Below are 17,503 nucleotides of genomic sequence, written 5' to 3' on the forward strand. Positions count from 1 at the left end.
AGGGCCGAATGGATCTCTAAAGGAGAGGTGGCGCGTCGGCGTGCAGCGGGCGTGATGGGCCCGCTCGTACGCCGGCGTTTCACTATCACGTCTCCAGAGGAAACCGTCGGTGAGGCGCCCGTGCCCACGCAGAGCGACGAGCCTCGGGCTCGCTCACACCTTTCGTTTCGCTCCCGTGATCACTGCGACACGGGCCGGGAATAGGAGACGCATGCGCATGCGAACATTAAGACACCTCTCGTACATCGGTACGACGATTTTTCTCGCCTCAACACCTTTCTTCGCTGGCTGCACCGGCAACATAGCGGATGGTGATGACGATGACGGGTCGACCTCCGGCAGCAGCGGCGGCGACACGGGGGGGGAAACCACGCTGCCGCCGCCGGATGTCTGTGTCCCCGGCATTCCGGCGACGACCCAGATCCCCCGCATGCTGAACCGGCAGTACGAAAACACGGTGCGGGACCTCCTCGGCGTCACCACCGTGGGCACCGAGAGAAAGGCGCCCGCCGAGCTGCTCGTCTCCGACTTCGAGGGGCCGATGACCCCTCCCGCGTGGAGCATCTATCAAGATGTCGCCGCGCAGATCGCCAAAGAGGTGATGGCTGGGCCGAACAAGTCCAGGTTCATCAGCTGTGACCCCTCGGCGGCTGGCTGCCTCGAGGAGACCATCCAGACCTTCGGCCGCAAGGCGTTCCGTCGCCCGCTGAGCGCCGAGGAGGTGGCGCGATTCCTGAAGCTAGGCCAGACGACGCCGCCGGGGACGCCCGACGAGGTCGCCGAGACGACGCTGATGGCCTTCCTCGTGTCGCCCTCGTTCCTCATGCTCCCCGAGCTGACGACCACCCCGGCTGCGTCGGGCAAGGGCATCCAGCTCTCCAGCCACGAGGTGGCGACGAGGCTCTCGTACCTGCTCTGGGGCTCTGCTCCGGATGACGTCCTGAGCGCGGCGGCCGACGGCAACCAGCTCCAGACCAAGGAGCAGATCCTGGCACAGGCGGAGCGGATGATCGCCGTGCGCGAGAAGGCCGGGCCGCTCGTGACCGCGTTCCACCGCAACTGGGTGCAGATGGACAACGGAAGCTCCCACTGGTGGAAGGGGGATCACGACACCGACGTGTATCCGCTGTACTCCGAGGGCGCCGAGCTCAGCGCGCGGGCCGAGCTCGACGCTTACTTCGAAGAGGTGGCGTTCGCGGGCGGCTCGTTCGATGACCTCCTCCTCAGCAATGTCGCCTTCGTCAACAAGGACAACGCGGCGATCTACGGGCTCGACCCTTCGGCGTACGGCGCCGAGTTGACCAAGGTGGAGCTGGACCCTGCCGAGCGGCCGGGCTTCTTGACGCGCGCCGGGTTCTTGAGCTCCTACTCGGGCTACGACGCCACGAGCCCGATCCTGCGCGGCGCGTTCATCGCGTCCTACATGCTCGGCGCCAATCCGGGGCCGCCCCTCCCCGGCGCTACCATGCTGACCGTCGACGGCGATTTCACGACGCAGCGCCAGTACGTCGAAGAGCTGACGAAGCCTGCGAACTGCGCGGGCTGCCACGCGGTCATCAATCCGCCGGGGTTCGTGATGGAGGGCTTCGACGCCATCGGAAAGGTGCAGACGAGCGATCCTCGTGGTGGTGCGATCGACGCGAGCGTCACGACGAACACCATCGACTTCGGCGGCGGCAAGGTGAAGGAGATCACCTCTCCGTTGCAGCTCATGCAGGAGATCGCTCAGACTCCGAAAGCCAAGCAGCTTTACGCTCAGGCGTGGGTCGCCTATGCCTACGGGCGCGACCCGAACGGGAACGACAAGTGCCTCGTCGATCAGCTCGACATGAAGCTGTCCGAGAGCGGCTACAGCGTTCTCGACCTGCTGGCCGATCTCACGCAGACGGAATCGTTCACCACGCGAGTGCGTGAAACGCAGTAGAAGCTGAGGAATGTCGAACATGAGCAAGCAACTGAACCGCAGAATCTTCCTTCGTGGCATGGGCGGAGCAGTCCTGGCTGCGCCGTTCCTCAGCTCCGTGTGGGAACGCACCGCGAGGGGCGACACCCCTGCCTCCGGCAAGGCGCTCATCGTGATGTTCACGCACTACGGGTGCGTCACGAACAAATGGTTCCCCGAGAAGAAGCAGGGGGAGCTCACGGCTGCCGACCTCGAGGCGACGAGCCTCGCGGCCCTCGCTCCCTATGCGAAGAAGCTCCTCATGCCCCGCGGCATCCGCTCGATGAACGAGTGGACCGCCAACATGTCGCGTGGACAGGGGAACGACTCCCACACGCAGATCGTGGGGTCGTTCTTCACCTGCCAGCCGGTCACCCCGAACAGCAACGACCCGTTCAGCTTCGAAACCGCGACGAAGTTCAACGCAAAGGCTGTCGGTCCTTCGCTGGATCACGTCATCGCCCAGCAGCTCAGCCCGCAAGGCACGCCGTTGCTCTTGAACACGGCGGCGCAGAGAGACAGCGCGCAGTCGGGGATCTCCTACTCCGCCGCCGAGACCATGTTCAGCGGCCTCAACGCGTCGCAGGCCTTCAGCGGCCTCACGGGGCTCTTCCAGACGGGGGAGCCGATGTCCCCGGACACCTACGCGACGATCCGCGGCAAGAGCGTCATCGACCTCGTGAAGGACGATCTGCAGACGCTCGAGCGGTTCGACATGAGCAGCGCCGACAAGCGGAAGCTCGCAGCCTGGAAGGAGCTCCTCCACTCGACAGGCAACGTGATGGTCACCGCGCAGTGCAACGCGGAGCTCGGCGCGATGCTCGGCGCGACGGCGGCGAACGCCTCCAAGGCCGGGTCGGGCGGCTTTGGCAGCGACGTCCTCACGACCAAGGTCTCCGGCGACCTGGATGGCGCGGACATCTATTCGGCCATCGCAGCGCTCTCGGCCGCCTGCAACGCCAACCCGGTGATCTTCTTGAAGTACCCCGGGAATTACAATTTCAGCGGGCTCGACATCACCATGGAGTCGCACGCCCTCTCGCACCGCCTCGACAATGCGGGCATGCAAGGCAACTGCCTGCCCAACGCGCTCGAGATGCTCCTGAAGGTCGACGCCTATTACGCGCAGAAGTTCGCGAACCTCGTCCGGATGCTCGACGACATCCCGTCGGGGAGCGGGACGGTCCTCGACAGCAGCGCCGCCATCTGGTTCCAGGAAATGTCGGACGGCAACGCGCACAACCTCAACAACGCGCCGATCATTCAGGCTGGCAGCGCCGGCGGTTACTTCAAGACCGGTCAGATCGTCAACCTCGACCCGTCGTCGAACCTGACGAACGGCAACAGCATGTCGCAGTGCGCCAACGGCACCGGCACGGTCAACGGCGTCAATCAGGGCACCGGGACCGATCCGAAGGTTGGCAACGCGCCGATCAACAAGTACTTCGTCAACATCATGAACGCCCTGGGCGTGAAGGCGAATGCGGATGGCTTCCCTGCGAAGGGTGGCACCGCGGAAGTGACCAAGTTCGGCTATTCCGACAAGACGGAGGACTTCATCGGTGGCAAGGGCGCCGTCGCCGGCGCCACGATCCACAATCCGGGCGGGTTCACGGAGCTCAAGGCCTGAGCACGCTCGGAGCGAGGTCCTGAACATTCGGACGAGCTCGGGAGCAAAGACCCCTTCTCACCGGAGGGGTCTTTGCGTTCGTGCGTCGGCGGTGACGGCGGGCGCCGCGGCGTGTTCGCTCTTCATGATTTGCCTCACCTCGCGGCCCCGCGCTGCGCGACGATGGCGGACAGCGATGGGCTGGCCATCTCTTCTCATGTTCATGCTGGCGAAGCGTCTCCTCATCCTTGCCGCCGTCCTCCTCCCGCTGGCCTGTTCGAGCGAGGCGAGCGACGGCGCAGGGGCGGGCGGGGACATCGGTGACGACGCGCTCATCGTTCCGGAAGACCTCACCGTCACGGCGCTCCCCGGCGGAAACGGCGTGCTCAACGCGATCGCGCTGACCCTGCGCAAAGGACCAACCAGCACCGAGCTCTACGTCGCCTTGAGGAACGACGGGGATATCCCGGCCTGCCACGCCGCCGTCGCCGTCGATCTCTATGACAGGACCCGGCAGTCCATGGCAGCCGGGATCAACGGGTTGCTCACGCAGCATTTCTATCGACTCACGGATGGCTCGGGCACCATCGCTGCGTGCGTGGGTCCAGGTGACGTGACAATGGCCGCGGTGACGGACTTGCCCTCGGACCTCGTGATCGAAGACGTGGAATTCGTCGTCTACCGATGCAATTACTTTGCCCTTGACGTCGTTCCCATCGATGGCCTCACCATCAGCCAGGTGAAGGCCGTGACGGGTGACGCCGGCACGGCGTATACGGGCACGCTCCTCAACGGGCTCGACGTGGCGGTGAGAGATCCCTCCGCCACGGTCTTCTCGGTCAATCGCGTCGGGCGCCCGCTCGGCGTGGCGATCGGCAGCGGCGCGGTCCAGATCCCGCCGGGCGGCAGCTGGGTCTTCGAGACGAACACCGTCGACACCGCCGGACCTGATCATGCCGCATACCCGGCAGGCGCGCTCGCGGCGCAGTAGATCCATCGCAGCCGCCGAAGGCGCCGCCGGTGCCATCGAGTACGCTTCCGCTGACCGTCGTGCGCGCGATGGTCACGGAGGCCAGGCGGCCCCTCGACGAGGAGGCGCGCGTGGACGCGGCGGATCGTCGAGCGACCGAGCTGCAATCTTTACGGCCAGGCGATTGGAATTCGGGGCGTTCTGCCGTTCCCGGATCGGGATCGGCCATCTGGACCAGGGCGTGTCCGCAGACGTGCGCCTGTGGGGCGACGCAACCCGTCGGCGGCTACTCGCCGAGCGCTGCTACTCCAGCGCGCCGTCGGCGATCCACTGCGCGAGCGCCTCGATGTAGTTGTCGGGTACGCACTTGGCATCCCCCTCGTTGACGCACTCGATGGGCATTCGCGGCGTCGTGCCGCACGGCTCCTTCAGGATCTTGATGAGAGCGCTCTCCTCCGGCTTGCCGGGATTGACGATCGGGAGATCGCCGCAATTCCTGGAGATGTGCGTGGTAAGCCTCGTGCGCAGCTCAGCGTCGACCTTCAGATCCAGGGGGTTCTGCTCGTCGTTATGGCAACCCGCTCCGAAACAAGAGGATCTTTCGATAACGAACTTCACCGTCTCGAACGTCGGGGGGACCGCGTTGCCACTGCCGGTCGAGCCGCCGCCGTCGCCACCGGTGCTCGCGCTGGTCGAGCCAGCCCCGCCCGAACCGATCGCGCTCGACGTAGACCCACTGGCGCTCGTGCTTCCGGCGTCCGAGCCGCCGGCGCCTCCAGCGCCGTTGTCGTCAGGGGTGTCGGAGCAGCCTGCGAGCGGTGACAGGATGGCGACGGTCGCCGCCGCGATGAAGCTGGAGAGTCGAAGTTTCATGGTTCACGATGAAGGTGGTGAGAGGGAAGATTCAGCTCTCGTTCCCGCTGGATCCAGGCGAGAGGCCTGGATGTTCGGATCGTGGAGGCGACGCGCGGCCGGTGAAGGGATCGGTGAAATCGAACCTTTCTGACCACGTCGCCCGTAGGCAAGAGCTGCGCGAGGCGAAGAACGTCCTCTTGGACAGGTAGAATGAGCAAACACGCTCCGAAAATCAAGCGGTTCGTGGTCGCCATCCTCGTGTACAGCCATGCTGTACACGCCGGTTGACCCTCGTGCCTTGTGCGCTCGAGCCGGTCTCACGCGCCCAAGGGCACCTCTCGAGACCTTCTCGGCGTCGATCAGATCGCGTACCCGAAGCTCTTGATTGCTCCTCAGGCCTGCTCGCCGGGCTCGGCCGCGCCGGCTGCTGGGTGGTGCCGCTCGCTGAGATGGCTCACTGGATCGGCGCCTCGAGGCTTGGCCGCCCGGACGGGCGCGTGCTCGGCATCCCGGACCGCTTCGATGAAGACAGGTCCGCCGCCCTCTCGGGTTCGCGTTCGCGAGGTGATTCGCGAGGTAAAAAGACAGGACACCTGTCGTAGAAATATGATACAGGTGAAGGACGCATGGGCGACGAGCGTCCGTTTCGATCCAGCGTGCGCCGATCTGCGCTGGATCGACGCCGCGCACGACAGGCGCCCCGCGACCCCGCGCAGCCGGACGCAGCGCGGGCCACTTCTGTTACCGATCGTAGCGGGACGTCGTCCGCGTGTTACCGATCGTAGCGCCACGTCGGCGAGCGAGGCCACCCGCGCGCCCCGCCAGCGGTGAAACGTGTGTTCTCTCGGACCCCTCATGTGGTACCCTCTCGGGGAAATCAGCGGACGGCGCGTGCGCTGCACAGCGGGCACCATGGTGTGCAGCGTCGCCAGGTAATCAGAAGAACGCACGGCCGGCCGACCGGTCGCGGGGGCGTTCATGGACGGCGCTCCGCTCGTCGATGGCTCGGACGGCCGAAGGGGCACTCCGATGGAGTGCTGTCGCTCCTCCAGATGGCAACGCCTTCAACGCAAGCAGCGTGAGAACGGCGATGGCGACCACAAGGAAGTTGATCGAAATGCCTTCCACCGGGAATGTACATGCGGTCGCGCTGGGCGGTGTTTCCGACGGAAGAGAACGCAGCACGACCGGTTCGAGCATGAACATGCCGAACCCCTTGGACTCAGCGAGGCCTACCATGTCCCTTCGACCGAACTACTCCAGACTGCTCACCGTGACCGCCCTCCTCCCCCTGCTCGGCGCGTGCGTGTCGGGCGTTGACACCGACGACCTCAGCACCGGCAGCACCGGCAGCACCGGCAGTCCGGCCGGCGGCACCTCGTCGGCCGATACGTCGTCAGCGAGCAGCGGCAGCGGCAGTGGTAGCGGTACCGGTGGCGCAGGCACGGGAACGAGCGGCCCCGCGACGAGCGGTTCGGGCGTCGGCGGATCGGACCCGGCGGGAGGCACAGGCGGCGGCGGGACTGGCGGTTCCACGCCCGGCGGGGACGCGGTGCTGACAGGCGTCGAGACCCCCGGAGAGGACTGTACAGTTCCCAGCATGCCCGCCTTCGGCGATCTGAAGGCGTACGACAAGCTGCACGATCCCTTCACCATGATGGACGGGACGAAGGTGACGACCCGAGCGCAGTGGGTCTGTCGGCATCGGGAAATCTCCGAGATGATCCAGCACTACGAGACCGGCCCGAAGGAGATCAAGGAGGCCACTGTCGCGGGCAGCATGTCTGGCGGCAAGCTGACGATCAACGTGGGCGGCGGCGCGCAGGATGTCTCCTTCACCGTCGACATCTCCCTGCCCAGCACCGGCACGGCGCCGTACCCGGCGCTGATCGGGCTCAGCGGCGGCTCCCTCAACAACGACCGCCTGAAGCAGATGGGCGTCGCGATCATCAACTACAATCACAACGGCGTGCAGCCGGAAGGCAATCGAAGCCAAGGCATCTTCTCCAAGTTCCACGGGAACGCGGAGAGCGGCGCCCTGATCGCCTGGGCCTGGGGCGCGAGCCGCATCATCGATGCCCTCGAGTCCACGCCGGATGCCAAGATCGATCCGACGCGCCTCGCCATCACGGGCTGCTCGCGCAACGGCAAGGGGGCGCTGATGATCGGCGCCATGGATTCGCGCATCGCGCTGACCATCCCGCAGGAATCGGGCTCGGGCGGCGTCGCGGCGTGGCGGGTCTCCGAGGTCGACAACATGGGCAGGACCGGCAGCTCCGGCGTCCAGAACCTCAGCAGGACGTACGGCGAGCAGCAGTGGTTCAGCAAGGCGATCGAGCCTTTCGGCAACGCGGTGACAAAGCTCCCGCTCGATCACCACCAGCTCGTCGGCATGGTGGCCCCTCGCGGCCTCCTGATCCTCGGGAACCTCAACTACGAGTGGCTGAGCACGAACAACGCTGACCAGGCTGGCGGCGCCGCCAGGCTGATCTACGAGGCCCTCGGCGTGAAGCAGAACATCGGGTACGTCGACAGCGGGCACAACCACTGCGGAACGGACTACAAGAACGGCGAGCAGGAGGCGATCGAGGCCTTCGTCAAGAAGTTCCTGCTCGAAGACGCCGGCGCGAACACCGACGTCTGGAAGCCGAAGAACGAGCTCGACAAGGCCAAGTGGGTGGAGTGGACGGCCCCGACGCTCCCCTGATGTAACGGCACGACACAGCGGCAAGTCAGCAGGCGAAAGACGGGCCCGGTCACCCAGGAGAAGGGCCGGGCCCGTTCGAGGGCCCTGTCACGCCAGGGCGTGGCCGGGCCGTCCTGCGAGGCCCTCCCGCACCGCCGTTGCCACGATCGATCGCACACCTGGGCGACCCGACGCTACGGTTGCGCCGCGGCCTTTTTCGCCCGCGTCTTCGGCGCGCTCGCCACGCGGGTCTGCCGTTGCCGCAGGGCGTTGTCCTGCTTCTGCCGGTTGGCGCTCTTGCGCGTCGACTTGCGCGAGGGGCGGTCCGCGGCGGAGTCCTCGAGGGTGGCGGAAGCCCGGGTGGTGTTCAGCTTCGTGTTCCGGGCGGCCGTCGAGCTGCCGCCCGCGCGACGGTCGGTCGAGCTCCAGCCGGGCTGCGCCGTATCGACCGTCGCGTCGCGGCGGTCCTTGTCGGGCCGCTCGGCCGCGCGCGCGAGGTTCTCTGCGCCGCGACCGACGCGTCGCCCGATGAGGCTGCCGTCCTCCGGCAGCGGAAGCGGCCGGCGCTTGCGCCGCCGGCCCCCGCCTGCCTCCCCCTCGGCCGCCTCGCCCCCGCCTGCCTCGCCCCCGGCCATCGCGCCTGCGGCGGCGCGCGTCCTGCGCGAGCTCCGGGGCGAGGTGCTCCGCCGCCGGCCGCGCAGCGCAGCAGCGGGCCGCGCGCGTCGGATCGCCCGGCCCACCGCGCGCTCCACGACGTGACTCGCCCGGTCGATCGCCTCGCGGATCCCCACCGCGACCTCCTGAGCGATGACGCTATCGAGCCCGTTCAGCACGACCTTGATGCGGCAAGCGGTGTCCACGCCGCCGCGCGGGCCGTTCACGTCCTCGAGGCGCACGCTGACGCGCTGGATCTCGGTCGCGAACTTGCGCAGCCTGATCCCGAGACGCGCGCGCGCGTACTCGCGCACGTCAGGGTCGATATCGAGGCCCGTGGTGCGGACGGCGAGCGGCGTGCTGTCGATCGGCGTCCGGCCGCTCACGCGCTTGATCGGGCGGGCGACCTCGCCTGCGAATACGGCGCGTCGCGATGGCTTGTGCGTCTTGCTCATGCTCATGATTTCCTTGTGCTTTCCTTCCTTCGTGGCTCTGCGCGAGGCACGGGTTCCCGGGGAAGTTTGACCCGCGGGGCGATTCGCCCCTGAACGCGGCGAGGCTCATCCTCGCCCTCGATCCGCGCGATGAGCATGCGCGATAGCCCATCTCGGATACTGGACGATGATGTTGCACGATTCGTGCCATTTTGGTGCTTCCTGGAGAGCGGATTGCGAGAGCAGGGGAGCGAATCTCGAGAGCACGGGAGTCGCTCTCGAAAGCAGGAAGCGGCTCGCGAGAGCAGGAGAGCGCATGTCGCAGGGCGTCGAAGCGACGCGCGGGAATCAAGAGCTGAGACCCAGCGCCCGTGTGCGGGGCCGGCCACGCCGGGAGCGGCGCCCCACCGGGTCACGTGGCCCCGTGGCGCTGCGCCCAGCCGCGCTGGACCCCCGCAGGACCCCACCGGCGGCGCGCGTTCGACGTCTGGCAGCGCGCGACGCTGACCTCGAGCGTCTTCGATCATTCCACCACGCGGGCCCGGGCGTCGCCCTCCCGGGAGCGGCTGCTCCGCCTCGCGTGGTCACCCGCGCCTGAACCGTACCCGTCCCTCCGCTGCCGAGGATCATCGCAGGGCCCTGGCTGGACCTGCACAGGGCCGCGCCTCACACCCTGCCTCCCGAGCGCTCGAGCGCTTCCTCGTTGCACGGAGGCGCTCGGCGCCGGACGCCGCGGCCCGCGGCGGCGGGTCCGGCCCGGCGCCCCCCACGGCTGTCTCGAGCGCCGGTGTGCGGATTGCATCAGGCGGAGCGGCATCCGAGGCAGCGATGGCGGGCGGCGTCGGCGACGTGAGGAGCGCGCGGCACGCCAGAGGTCGAACGGTGGAGAGCGGCGGGCGGATTGACCGGTCCCGCTGGGCCTGCGCCGTCCCGATGCAGGGGCCTGAAGCAGGAGATGCCGGATGGGGGTGCATGATGGTGACGCAGCAGGACATCAAGCCAGGGATGGTCGTCCGGAGCGCGGACGGTGAGAAGCTGGGCAAGGTGACCCGGATCGAGCCCGCCACGTTCGAGATCGAGAAGGGCCTCTTCTTCACGGAGGAATACCTGGTGGGCTACGACGAGGTGGCCGGCATCCGGAATGGGGAGATCCTCCTCACGCACGGTCGAGAGCACCTCGCCGGGGACCGCGGGAAGGCGCGTGGGGCCGGCGCCTCGATCGAGAAGGGGGAGGAGATCCGCGTGCCGCTCGTCGAGGAGGAGGTCACGATCGGCAAGACGGTGCAGGAGGTCGGCCGGGTCCGGATCACGAAGCAGGTCGTGACCGAGGAGCAGCAGATCGCGGTGCCCGTGGCGCGCGAGGTGGTGCACGTCGAGCGCGTCCCCGCGAGCGGGGAGCGGCCGGCCGCGTCCGACACCCTGTTCGAGGAGGGGTCGATCAGCGTCCCCATCCGCGAGGAGCGCGTGGAGGTGTCGACGCGGCCCGTGGTGAAGGAGGAGCTCCGCATCGGAAAGGACGTGATCCAGGACCACGAGACGGCGAAGGCGACGGTGCGCCGCGAGACGGCCGACGTGCGGACCGAGGGAGATCTGCCGCGCGAGCGCGGCCGCGGCGAGCCGGAGGCGATCGCGCCCGAGGAGCCGCCGATGGAGCGGGCCACCGGGACGGGCGGACGGAGGCGCTGACCGGCGCCGGCGTCGCGCGCGCCTGATCCAGCGCCGCGGAGGCTCAGCGGCGCGCGGGCGGCGGGCGCGCGCTCACGCCCCCTCCTCGCCGTCGCTCCCGCCGCCGAACCAGCGCTGCAGCGTCCGCCGGTCGACGCCGAGCACCGACGCCGCCCGCTGCTTCTTGCCGCCCACGCGCCGCAGGACGAGCTGCGCATACTCGCGCTGGAGCTCGTCGAGCGTCATCAGCCGATCCGCCGCGGCCTCGAGGAAATCCGGCGTTTCCCGCCGGGCGCGCACGCCCTCGGGGAGGTCGTCCGGGGAGATCCGCCCCCCGTCGCAGAGCGCCGCGGCCCGCTCGATCGCGTTCTCCAGCTCGCGGACGTTGCCGGGCCAGTCGTACGCGAGCAGGCGCTTCACCGCCGCGCCCGAGAACCCGGCGATCGGCTTGCCCGCGCGGGCGGCCGCGCGGGCAAGGAAGTGCTCGGCCAGCGGCAGGATGTCGTCCGTCCGGTGCTTGAGCGACGGGATGGCGATCTCGATCACCGCGAGCCGGTAGAAGAGGTCCTCGCGGAACGCCCGCTCCGCGACCGCCGCGCGCAGATCGCGGTTCGTCGCCGCGATGACGCGCACGTCGACGGGCTCCGACGACACCGAGCCGACAGCGCGGACCTCCCGCTCCTGGAGCGCGCGCAGGAGCTTCGCCTGGAGCGGCAGCGCGAGCTCGCTCACCTCGTCGAGGAACAGCGTCCCGCCGTCGGCCTCCTGGAACATCCCGGGCCTGTCGCTGCGCGCGTCCGTGTACGCCCCCTTGCGCACCCCGAACAGCTCCGCCTCGATGAGCGTCTCCGGGATGGCCGCGCAGTTGACCGCCACGAACTTCCTCCCGCGGCGCCGGCTCTCGCCGTGCAGCGCCCGCGCCACGATCTCCTTGCCGCTGCCGCTCGGGCCGCTGACGAGCACCGTCGCCGGGTTGTCGGCCACGCGCCGCACGAGCGCGATCACCTCCTCGATCGCCCGGCTGCGCCCGATCATCCCCGCGATCGAGAACCGCTGCGCCACCTCCGAGCGCAGCTCGGTCAGCTCGACCGTCATCGCCCGCTGCTCGAGCGCGAGCTCCATGCGGAGCGCCAGGTCCGCCGGCTGGAACGGCTTCGGCAGGTAGTCGAACGCGCCGGCGCGCATGGCGCGGACGGCGGTGTCGATCGAGCCGAACGCGGTCATGGCGATGATCGCCGTGCGCGGGTCGAAGCGCGCGATCCGCTCGATGAGCTCGATCCCGTCCATCCCGGGCATGCGCACGTCGGTCACCACCAGGTCGAACTCCCGCTCCTCGAGCAGCGGCAGCGCCAGCAGCGGGGTCGTCAGGGTCTCCGGATCGTGGCCCATGTCGCGGGCGATGTCGGCCACGAGCTTCACCATCTCGAGCTCGTCGTCGACGACGAGCACCTTCGCGCGGCCGCTCACGCGCGCGCCTCCGCGCCGCGCGCCCCGAGCGGCGCGGCGGCGCCGCGCGGCAGGGTGACGCGGAAGCAGGCGCCGCCGTGGTCGCGGTGGCTCGCGGAGACGAGCTCGACCGAGCCGCCCGCCTCGCGCACCATGCCCTCGACGATCGCCAGGCCGAGCCCGGTGCCGCCGCGATCGCTCCGCGACGTGAAGAACGCCTCGAAGATGTGCTCGGCCACGCCGGGGGGGACGCCCGGCCCGCGGTCCTCGATCTCGATCGCCACCTTGCGGGCGTCGAGCTTCCGGAGCCGCACCGCGATCTCGCCCCCGCGCGGCTGCGCCTGCGCCGCGTTCAGGCACAGGTTGAACACCACCTGGAACAGGTGGTCGGCGTCGAGCACCACGTGCAGCGGCGCCCCGTCGTGCTCGATCCGGGTCGTGATCCCGCGCTGCCGGCACTCCGGCCCGAGGAACGCGAGCACCTCGCGCGCGACCTGGGCCACGTCGCCGCCGCGGCCGAGGAGCCTCGGCGGGCGCGCGACCGAGAGCAGCCGCGCCACCACGCGGGAGATGCGCTCGGATTGCGTCGCGATCGTCTCCAGCTCGCCGCGGGCGGCGTCGGACCACCCCGGCTGGTCGGCGAGGCGGCGCGCGCGCGCCAGGATGACGTTGAGCGGCGAGCCGATCTCGTGGCCGATCGAGGCGACCACCTGCCCGACGGCCGACAGCGCGTGCGCCTGCTGCAGCTTGCGCTCGACGGCGGCCCGGGCGGCCTGCTCCTGCTCCAGGCGGGCGCGCGCCTCGGCGAGCGAGGCGGTCATGGCGTTGAACGCCCGCGCGAGCCGCCGCAGCTCCTCGGCGCCCGCCTCGGGCACCGTCACCCCGAGCTCCCCGCGCGCCACGCGCTCGACGCCCGCCACGATCGCGCCGGCCGGGCGCCCGACGGTCGCGCGGCTCGCGAACGCGGCGATGAGCGCTGTGGCGGCGAGGAGCGCGGCCCCGGCGAGCGCCAGCCCGCGGTTCGAGCTGCTCGCGAAGGCGTCCAGGTAGCGCAGCTCCCGGACCACCACGGCGACGACCGACAGGCCGCGCTGCGAGAACGTGACCGTGCGGACGAGCGCCGGCCCGTCGCCGAGCGCCTGCTCCTCCTCGATCTCGGAGCCGGTGGCGAGCGCCCTGCGCGCGAGCGCCGCGAGCTCGGCCGCCTCGCCGGCGATCGGATCCGTCACGAGGATCGGCCCCCCGCGCTCGTCGAAGGCCGCGATCCCGAGGATGTGGTCGGCCTGCGCGAGCCGCTCGATGCGGTGCTTGAGCAGCTCGACCTGGCCGCGCTCCACGGCCCCGCCGATCGCCGCCTCGACCAGGCTCGCGTGGTGGCGCAGCTCGGCCGTCGCCTGGCTGCGGAGGAACTGGTGCCGCGTCGTGTGGATCACCGCCCCGTAGAGCGCCACGGCCAGGACGATCGGCACGAGCAGCATGAGCCAGAGCCGGAGCGTCAGCCCCATCGTGCTCCGTCCCTCGCGGGTGGACGCGTTCATGCGATCCAATGTCCCAGATGCGACACCATGTCGCACTCTATCAATGCTCCCAGGGGTCCTCGCGGCCGACCGGATCGGATCGACGGCCGCGCGTATCCCGGCGCCGGCGCTCTCTTCATGCCGCGGACGGGCAGCAACTCTCAAGCCACCTGGGCACGGATGCTGCTCCCACCCGGTCGCGCAGACACGCCCACGGGACATGGTGGTGATTCCGGAACTCCTCATCAAGCGATGTTTCCCGGCGCTCCTCGGCGGGATGATCATGACGGCCGCGTATTATCAGGCGCTCGGGATCTCGTCCCTCGTCAAGGAGGCGTGGACCACCGATCTTCCGCGATCGCGGCCGCCGCGCGAGCCGCCGCCGCCCGACGACGATCGCCGGGAGCACGCGACGAGCGCGACGGCCATCCTCTCGCGAAACCCGTTCGACTCGGTGACGGGGCCGCTCACGCCGAGGCCCGCGGGGGAAGGGGAGGGGGACGAGGAAGCGGTAACCTTCGGAGATCCCCTGCTGGACCCGATCTGCGACGGCGCGCGCGTCCTCTTGATCGCCGCCTCGGAGGACCCTTCCTGGTCGTTCGCCACGATCGCGGTCGGGCGGGGGGAGCCGCTCCTGCGCCGCGCGGGCGATCCGGTCGAGGGCCGCTCCGTGCTCGCGATCGGCTGGGATCGCGTGTGGCTCATGGAGCCCGGGGCCCGCTGCCAGGTCCGCATCGGCGACAACCGCCTCGCGCCGGCGCGGGCGAAGGCGCCGGCGCCGAGCCCCGCGCCGAAGAAGCCGAGGCGCGGCGCGCTCCCGCCGGAGATCGCGTCGAAGATCCGGAAGGTGAGCGATCGCGAGTTCGTGGTCGACCGGACGGCGCTCGAGCTGGTCCTGGAGAAGCAGGGCGAGCTCATGCGCTCCGCGCGCATCGTGCCCGCGCGGGAGGGAGAGCGGGTGATCGGCGTCCGCCTCGCCCGCGTCACGCCGAACTCGCTGCTCACCGCGATCGGCCTGCGCACAGGGGACACGATCCGCTCGATCAACGGGTTCGACATGACCGACCCGCAGAGCGCGCTCCAGGCCTACGCCCGGCTGCGCTCCGCGGACAACCTCGCGATCGCGGTCCAGCGGGGCGGGGGAGACATGACGATCGACATCCGGATCCAGTGAGCCTGCGTCGGCGGGACCCTCACAAATCCATGACCTCGACCTGGTCCGATTCGGAAGCCCCCTCCGTGATGCGCAGCAGGCCATCGACCAGGTGGCCGAAGACGTCGTCGAGGCTGTCGCCGCCGGGGGCGCCGAGCAGCGGCACCGAGTCGCCCCAGTCGCGGACGAGCATCGTCTCGCGCTCCTGCGGAGGCGGCCAGCGCAGGCTGAGGACCGCGCGCGTCCGGCTGCTGATCGCCAGCGCGTCGAGCGGCCGCCCCGCGAGCGCGGCCTTCGCGCGCCGGAGCTCCTCGTGGAGCCTCCGCGCCGGGAGCATGACGCGCTGCCCGCCGAGCGCCCTGGCCGCGCCGTGGATCGCCGCGAACTCCTCGCCGGGCTCCCCGTCCTCGATGTGGTGTTGAATGCTGTCGCGCAGCAGCGCGTACACGATCCAGCGCTGCTCGATCCACCCCTTCGGCCCAGAGAAAGACAGGCTCATGGCAGAATTCCTAGCGCGCTGATCATTTGAGATCAAAGCAAATTCATGATCGCGCTCTCCTGCTCCGGACGAGCGGCGCGCGGCTCAGGGATGCCCTGAGGGGCGAGGCCGGTCGGGGCATTCCGGATGCGATCTGTCTGCATCCCGGGCTTGACGTTGGACGGCCGGTGCAGAAACTCATATTCTCGTATTGCCCGGTTTCGAAGCGGCGAACCGCGCCGGCATTCGAGCTAGCGACGAACGTCGCGACATCGCGAGAAAAGCAGGAGGACCCCGATGAGCTACGAAAAGCCCGAGTTTGTCGAGATCAAGATGGATGCGGAGATCGGCTCGTACCAGAGCGATTTCGATCCCATCAATTTCACGCGCCCGGCTCCGGCGGAGCGCGTCGAGGTCGCGGGGGAGGCGGAGTAGGGGCACCGGGTAGGGACGGCGAAGAGAGAGCACCGGAATGCGCCTCTGCGTCCTGGGTTCGTCGGCGGGCGGCGGTCTCCCGCAATGGAACTGTGCCTGTTCGAACTGCGTCGAGGCGCGCCGGGGCTCGCCGCGCGTCCGCCCTCGGACCCAGGACGCGCTCGCGCTCGAGGCGGGCGACGGCCGCTGGTTCCTCGTCAATGCGTCCCCCGACGTGCACCGGCAGATCGAGGCCTTCCCGCCGCTCCAGCCGCGGGCGGGCCGCGCCACGCCGATCGCGGGGGTGATCCTCACGAACGGCGATCTCGACCACGCGCTCGGCCTCTTCTCGCTGCGCGAGAACACGCCGCTCGCCGTCTACGCGACCGAGCCGGTGTACCGGGGCCTCGCCGAGGGCAACACGATCTTCCGCACGCTGCAGCGCTTCCCCGGGCAGACAGTGTGGCGGCGCCTCGAGCTGGAGAAGCCCACGGAGCTCGCCGGGCCGGACGGCGCGCCGGCCGGGGTGACGGTGACGCCTGTACCGCTGCCGGGCAAGGTGCCGAAGCACCTGGAGGGCCTCGCGCCGGCCTCGCCGGAGGACAACATCGGCCTCTGGGTCCGCGACGCCGCGAGCGGGCGCCTCGCCGCCATCGCGACGGCCGTGGGGGCCGCGGGCGAGTATGTGTCGCGCCTCGACGGCGCGGACGTCTGCTTCTTCGACGGCACCTTCTGGTCGAGCGACGAGCTCGTCCAGCTCGGCCTCGGCAAGGCGCGCGCGGAGGACATGGCGCACCTGCCCATCGGCGGCGACGGCGGGAGCCTGCAGCTCCTCGCGGGCGTCGGCGCGCGGCGGAAGATCTACACGCACATCAACAACACGAACCCGATCCTCGTCGAGGGCTCGCCCGAGCGTCGCGCCGTGGAGGCGGCGGGCTGGGAGGTGGCCGTCGACGGCCTGGTGATCGACCTATGAACGACGAGCCGCTCTCGCGGGAGGCGTTCGTCGCGCGGCTGCGCGACGAGGGCGCCCGCCGCTACCACGACAACCACGCTTTTCACCAGCGGATGCACCGCGGCGAGCTCTCTCGCCGCCAGATCCAGGGCTGGGTGCTGAACCGTTACTATTACCAGACGCGGATCCCGATCAAGGACGCGCTGATCCTCTCGAAGAGCGAGGATCCTGCGTTCCGGCGGCTCTGGATCCACCGCATCGCCGACCACGACGGCGCGCGCGAGGGCGAGGGCGGGCTCGCGCTGTGGCTGCGGCTCGCGGAGGGCGTGGGGCTCGACCGCGACGAGGTCGCCGGCCTGACGAGGGTCTTGCCCGCTGTGCGGTTCGCCTGCGACGCCTACGTGACGCTCGTGCGCGAGCGCAGCCTGCTCGAGGCGGTGGCCTCGTCGCTCACGGAGTTCTTCGCGCCCGATCTCATGTCCCGGCGCGTCGTCGCGTGGGAGCAGCACTATCCCTGGGTCGACCGGGCGACGCTCGATTACTTCCGCAGCCGGGTGACGCGCGCCCGGGCCGACTCGACCGAGGCGATCGATTACGTGACGGCGCGCGCGACGACGCGCGCCGCGCAGGAGGCCTGCATCGCGGCGCTCATCACGAAGTGCGACATCCTCTGGGCGATGCTCGACGCCATCGCGGCGGCCTACGGCGCCGAGGCGTGACGTCGA

At 69.7% G+C, this 17,503-nt stretch carries 15 protein-coding genes; 9 read left to right on the forward strand and 6 right to left on the reverse strand.

What is annotated here, in order from left to right:
- Nucleotides 1–211: 211 nt before the first annotated feature.
- The 3 genes from WMF42_RS16255 to WMF42_RS16265 all read left to right on the forward strand — a co-directional run bounded on the left by WMF42_RS16255 (nt 212) and on the right by WMF42_RS16265 (nt 4,542).
- On the forward strand, nt 212–1,924 hold the full coding sequence (locus tag WMF42_RS16255; protein WP_233562399.1) for a DUF1592 domain-containing protein: 1,713 nt from the start codon (nt 212–214) through the stop codon (nt 1,922–1,924).
- Between the two features lie 19 nt (nt 1,925–1,943).
- The gene (locus tag WMF42_RS16260; protein ID WP_061611803.1) at nt 1,944–3,572 is read left to right on the forward strand and encodes a DUF1552 domain-containing protein; all 1,629 of its coding nucleotides are present in this window, start codon (nt 1,944–1,946) and stop codon (nt 3,570–3,572) included.
- A 196-nt stretch (nt 3,573–3,768) separates the two neighbouring features.
- The gene (locus tag WMF42_RS16265) at nt 3,769–4,542 is read left to right on the forward strand and encodes a hypothetical protein (RefSeq protein ID WP_061611798.1); all 774 of its coding nucleotides are present in this window, start codon (nt 3,769–3,771) and stop codon (nt 4,540–4,542) included.
- Nucleotides 4,543–4,824: 282 nt separating this feature from the next.
- On the opposite strand, the gene WMF42_RS16270 is transcribed toward WMF42_RS16265, so the two are convergent.
- Nucleotides 4,825–5,394, reverse strand: coding sequence for a hypothetical protein (locus tag WMF42_RS16270; RefSeq protein WP_155798894.1), 570 nt, complete (start codon nt 5,392–5,394; stop codon nt 4,825–4,827).
- 918 nt (nt 5,395–6,312) lie between these two features.
- On the reverse strand, nt 6,313–6,582 hold the full coding sequence (locus WMF42_RS16275) for a hypothetical protein (protein WP_437692936.1): 270 nt from the start codon (nt 6,580–6,582) through the stop codon (nt 6,313–6,315).
- 31 nt (nt 6,583–6,613) lie between these two features.
- Here WMF42_RS16275 and WMF42_RS16280 point away from each other — a divergent pair, with 31 nt between their 5' ends.
- On the forward strand, nt 6,614–8,083 hold the full coding sequence (locus tag WMF42_RS16280; RefSeq protein ID WP_437692938.1) for a glucuronyl esterase domain-containing protein: 1,470 nt from the start codon (nt 6,614–6,616) through the stop codon (nt 8,081–8,083).
- Nucleotides 8,084–8,256: 173 nt separating this feature from the next.
- Here WMF42_RS16280 and WMF42_RS16285 read toward each other — a convergent pair whose 3' ends face one another.
- The gene (locus tag WMF42_RS16285; RefSeq protein ID WP_437692940.1) at nt 8,257–9,171 is read right to left on the reverse strand and encodes an HPF/RaiA family ribosome-associated protein; all 915 of its coding nucleotides are present in this window, start codon (nt 9,169–9,171) and stop codon (nt 8,257–8,259) included.
- Between the two features lie 951 nt (nt 9,172–10,122).
- Here WMF42_RS16285 and WMF42_RS16290 point away from each other — a divergent pair.
- Nucleotides 10,123–10,836: a YsnF/AvaK domain-containing protein gene (locus WMF42_RS16290; protein ID WP_061609721.1), complete on the forward strand. Its 714-nt coding sequence runs from the start codon at nt 10,123–10,125 to the stop codon at nt 10,834–10,836.
- Nucleotides 10,837–10,908: 72 nt separating this feature from the next.
- On the opposite strand, the gene WMF42_RS16295 is transcribed toward WMF42_RS16290, so the two are convergent.
- Both WMF42_RS16295 and WMF42_RS16300 read right to left on the reverse strand, forming a co-directional pair.
- Nucleotides 10,909–12,282, reverse strand: coding sequence for a sigma-54-dependent transcriptional regulator (locus WMF42_RS16295; protein ID WP_437692942.1), 1,374 nt, complete (start codon nt 12,280–12,282; stop codon nt 10,909–10,911).
- Nucleotides 12,279–13,799, reverse strand: coding sequence for a sensor histidine kinase (locus WMF42_RS16300; protein ID WP_437692944.1), 1,521 nt, complete (start codon nt 13,797–13,799; stop codon nt 12,279–12,281). Before WMF42_RS16300 ends, WMF42_RS16295 begins: the two co-directional genes overlap by 4 nt.
- A gap of 199 nt (nt 13,800–13,998) precedes the next feature.
- Between WMF42_RS16300 and gspC the strand changes: the two genes are divergently transcribed.
- Entirely contained in the window at nt 13,999–14,952 is a 954-nt protein-coding gene (gene gspC, locus WMF42_RS16305) for a type II secretion system protein GspC (protein WP_437692946.1), read from the forward strand.
- A 19-nt stretch (nt 14,953–14,971) separates the two neighbouring features.
- Here gspC and WMF42_RS16310 read toward each other — a convergent pair whose 3' ends face one another.
- Nucleotides 14,972–15,430: a hypothetical protein gene (locus WMF42_RS16310; RefSeq protein WP_061605508.1), complete on the reverse strand. Its 459-nt coding sequence runs from the start codon at nt 15,428–15,430 to the stop codon at nt 14,972–14,974.
- Nucleotides 15,431–15,706: 276 nt separating this feature from the next.
- On the opposite strand from WMF42_RS16310, the gene WMF42_RS16315 reads away from it, so the two are divergent.
- Genes WMF42_RS16315 through pqqC form a run of 3 tightly spaced genes read left to right on the forward strand, consistent with a single transcriptional unit; the run spans nt 15,707 to nt 17,497 of the window.
- Entirely contained in the window at nt 15,707–15,844 is a 138-nt protein-coding gene (locus tag WMF42_RS16315) for a hypothetical protein (protein WP_155797961.1), read from the forward strand.
- Between the two features lie 37 nt (nt 15,845–15,881).
- Nucleotides 15,882–16,799: a pyrroloquinoline quinone biosynthesis protein PqqB gene (pqqB, locus tag WMF42_RS16320; protein WP_437692948.1), complete on the forward strand. Its 918-nt coding sequence runs from the start codon at nt 15,882–15,884 to the stop codon at nt 16,797–16,799.
- Entirely contained in the window at nt 16,796–17,497 is a 702-nt protein-coding gene (gene pqqC / locus WMF42_RS16325; RefSeq protein ID WP_437692950.1) for a pyrroloquinoline-quinone synthase PqqC, read from the forward strand. The genes pqqB and pqqC overlap by 4 nt, the downstream gene beginning before the upstream one ends.
- Nucleotides 17,498–17,503: the final 6 nt, after the last annotated feature.

The sequence above is a fragment of the Sorangium sp. So ce176 genome, from assembly GCF_051519835.1.
Taxonomy (GTDB): domain Bacteria; phylum Myxococcota_A; class Polyangia; order Polyangiales; family Polyangiaceae; genus Sorangium; species Sorangium cellulosum_G.

Excerpts from the sequence above, each read along its gene's own strand:
- gspC (WP_437692946.1), top strand. The coding sequence starts at position 13,999 with ATGGTGGTGATTCCGGAACTCCTCATCAAGCGATGTTTCCCGGCGCTC.
- WMF42_RS16280 (WP_437692938.1), top strand. The coding sequence starts at position 6,614 with ATGTCCCTTCGACCGAACTACTCCAGACTGCTCACCGTGACCGCCCTC.
- WMF42_RS16260 (WP_061611803.1), top strand. The coding sequence starts at position 1,944 with ATGAGCAAGCAACTGAACCGCAGAATCTTCCTTCGTGGCATGGGCGGA.
- WMF42_RS16290 (WP_061609721.1), top strand. The coding sequence starts at position 10,123 with ATGATGGTGACGCAGCAGGACATCAAGCCAGGGATGGTCGTCCGGAGC.
- WMF42_RS16315 (WP_155797961.1), top strand. The coding sequence starts at position 15,707 with ATGAGCTACGAAAAGCCCGAGTTTGTCGAGATCAAGATGGATGCGGAG.
- WMF42_RS16265 (WP_061611798.1), top strand. The coding sequence starts at position 3,769 with ATGTTCATGCTGGCGAAGCGTCTCCTCATCCTTGCCGCCGTCCTCCTC.
- WMF42_RS16275 (WP_437692936.1), bottom strand. The coding sequence starts at position 6,582 with ATGTTCATGCTCGAACCGGTCGTGCTGCGTTCTCTTCCGTCGGAAACA.
- pqqC (WP_437692950.1), top strand. The coding sequence starts at position 16,796 with ATGAACGACGAGCCGCTCTCGCGGGAGGCGTTCGTCGCGCGGCTGCGC.
- WMF42_RS16255 (WP_233562399.1), top strand. The coding sequence starts at position 212 with ATGCGCATGCGAACATTAAGACACCTCTCGTACATCGGTACGACGATT.
- WMF42_RS16285 (WP_437692940.1), bottom strand. The coding sequence starts at position 9,171 with ATGAGCAAGACGCACAAGCCATCGCGACGCGCCGTATTCGCAGGCGAG.
- WMF42_RS16300 (WP_437692944.1), bottom strand. The coding sequence starts at position 13,799 with ATGAACGCGTCCACCCGCGAGGGACGGAGCACGATGGGGCTGACGCTC.
- WMF42_RS16310 (WP_061605508.1), bottom strand. The coding sequence starts at position 15,430 with ATGAGCCTGTCTTTCTCTGGGCCGAAGGGGTGGATCGAGCAGCGCTGG.
- WMF42_RS16270 (WP_155798894.1), bottom strand. The coding sequence starts at position 5,394 with ATGAAACTTCGACTCTCCAGCTTCATCGCGGCGGCGACCGTCGCCATC.
- pqqB (WP_437692948.1), top strand. The coding sequence starts at position 15,882 with ATGCGCCTCTGCGTCCTGGGTTCGTCGGCGGGCGGCGGTCTCCCGCAA.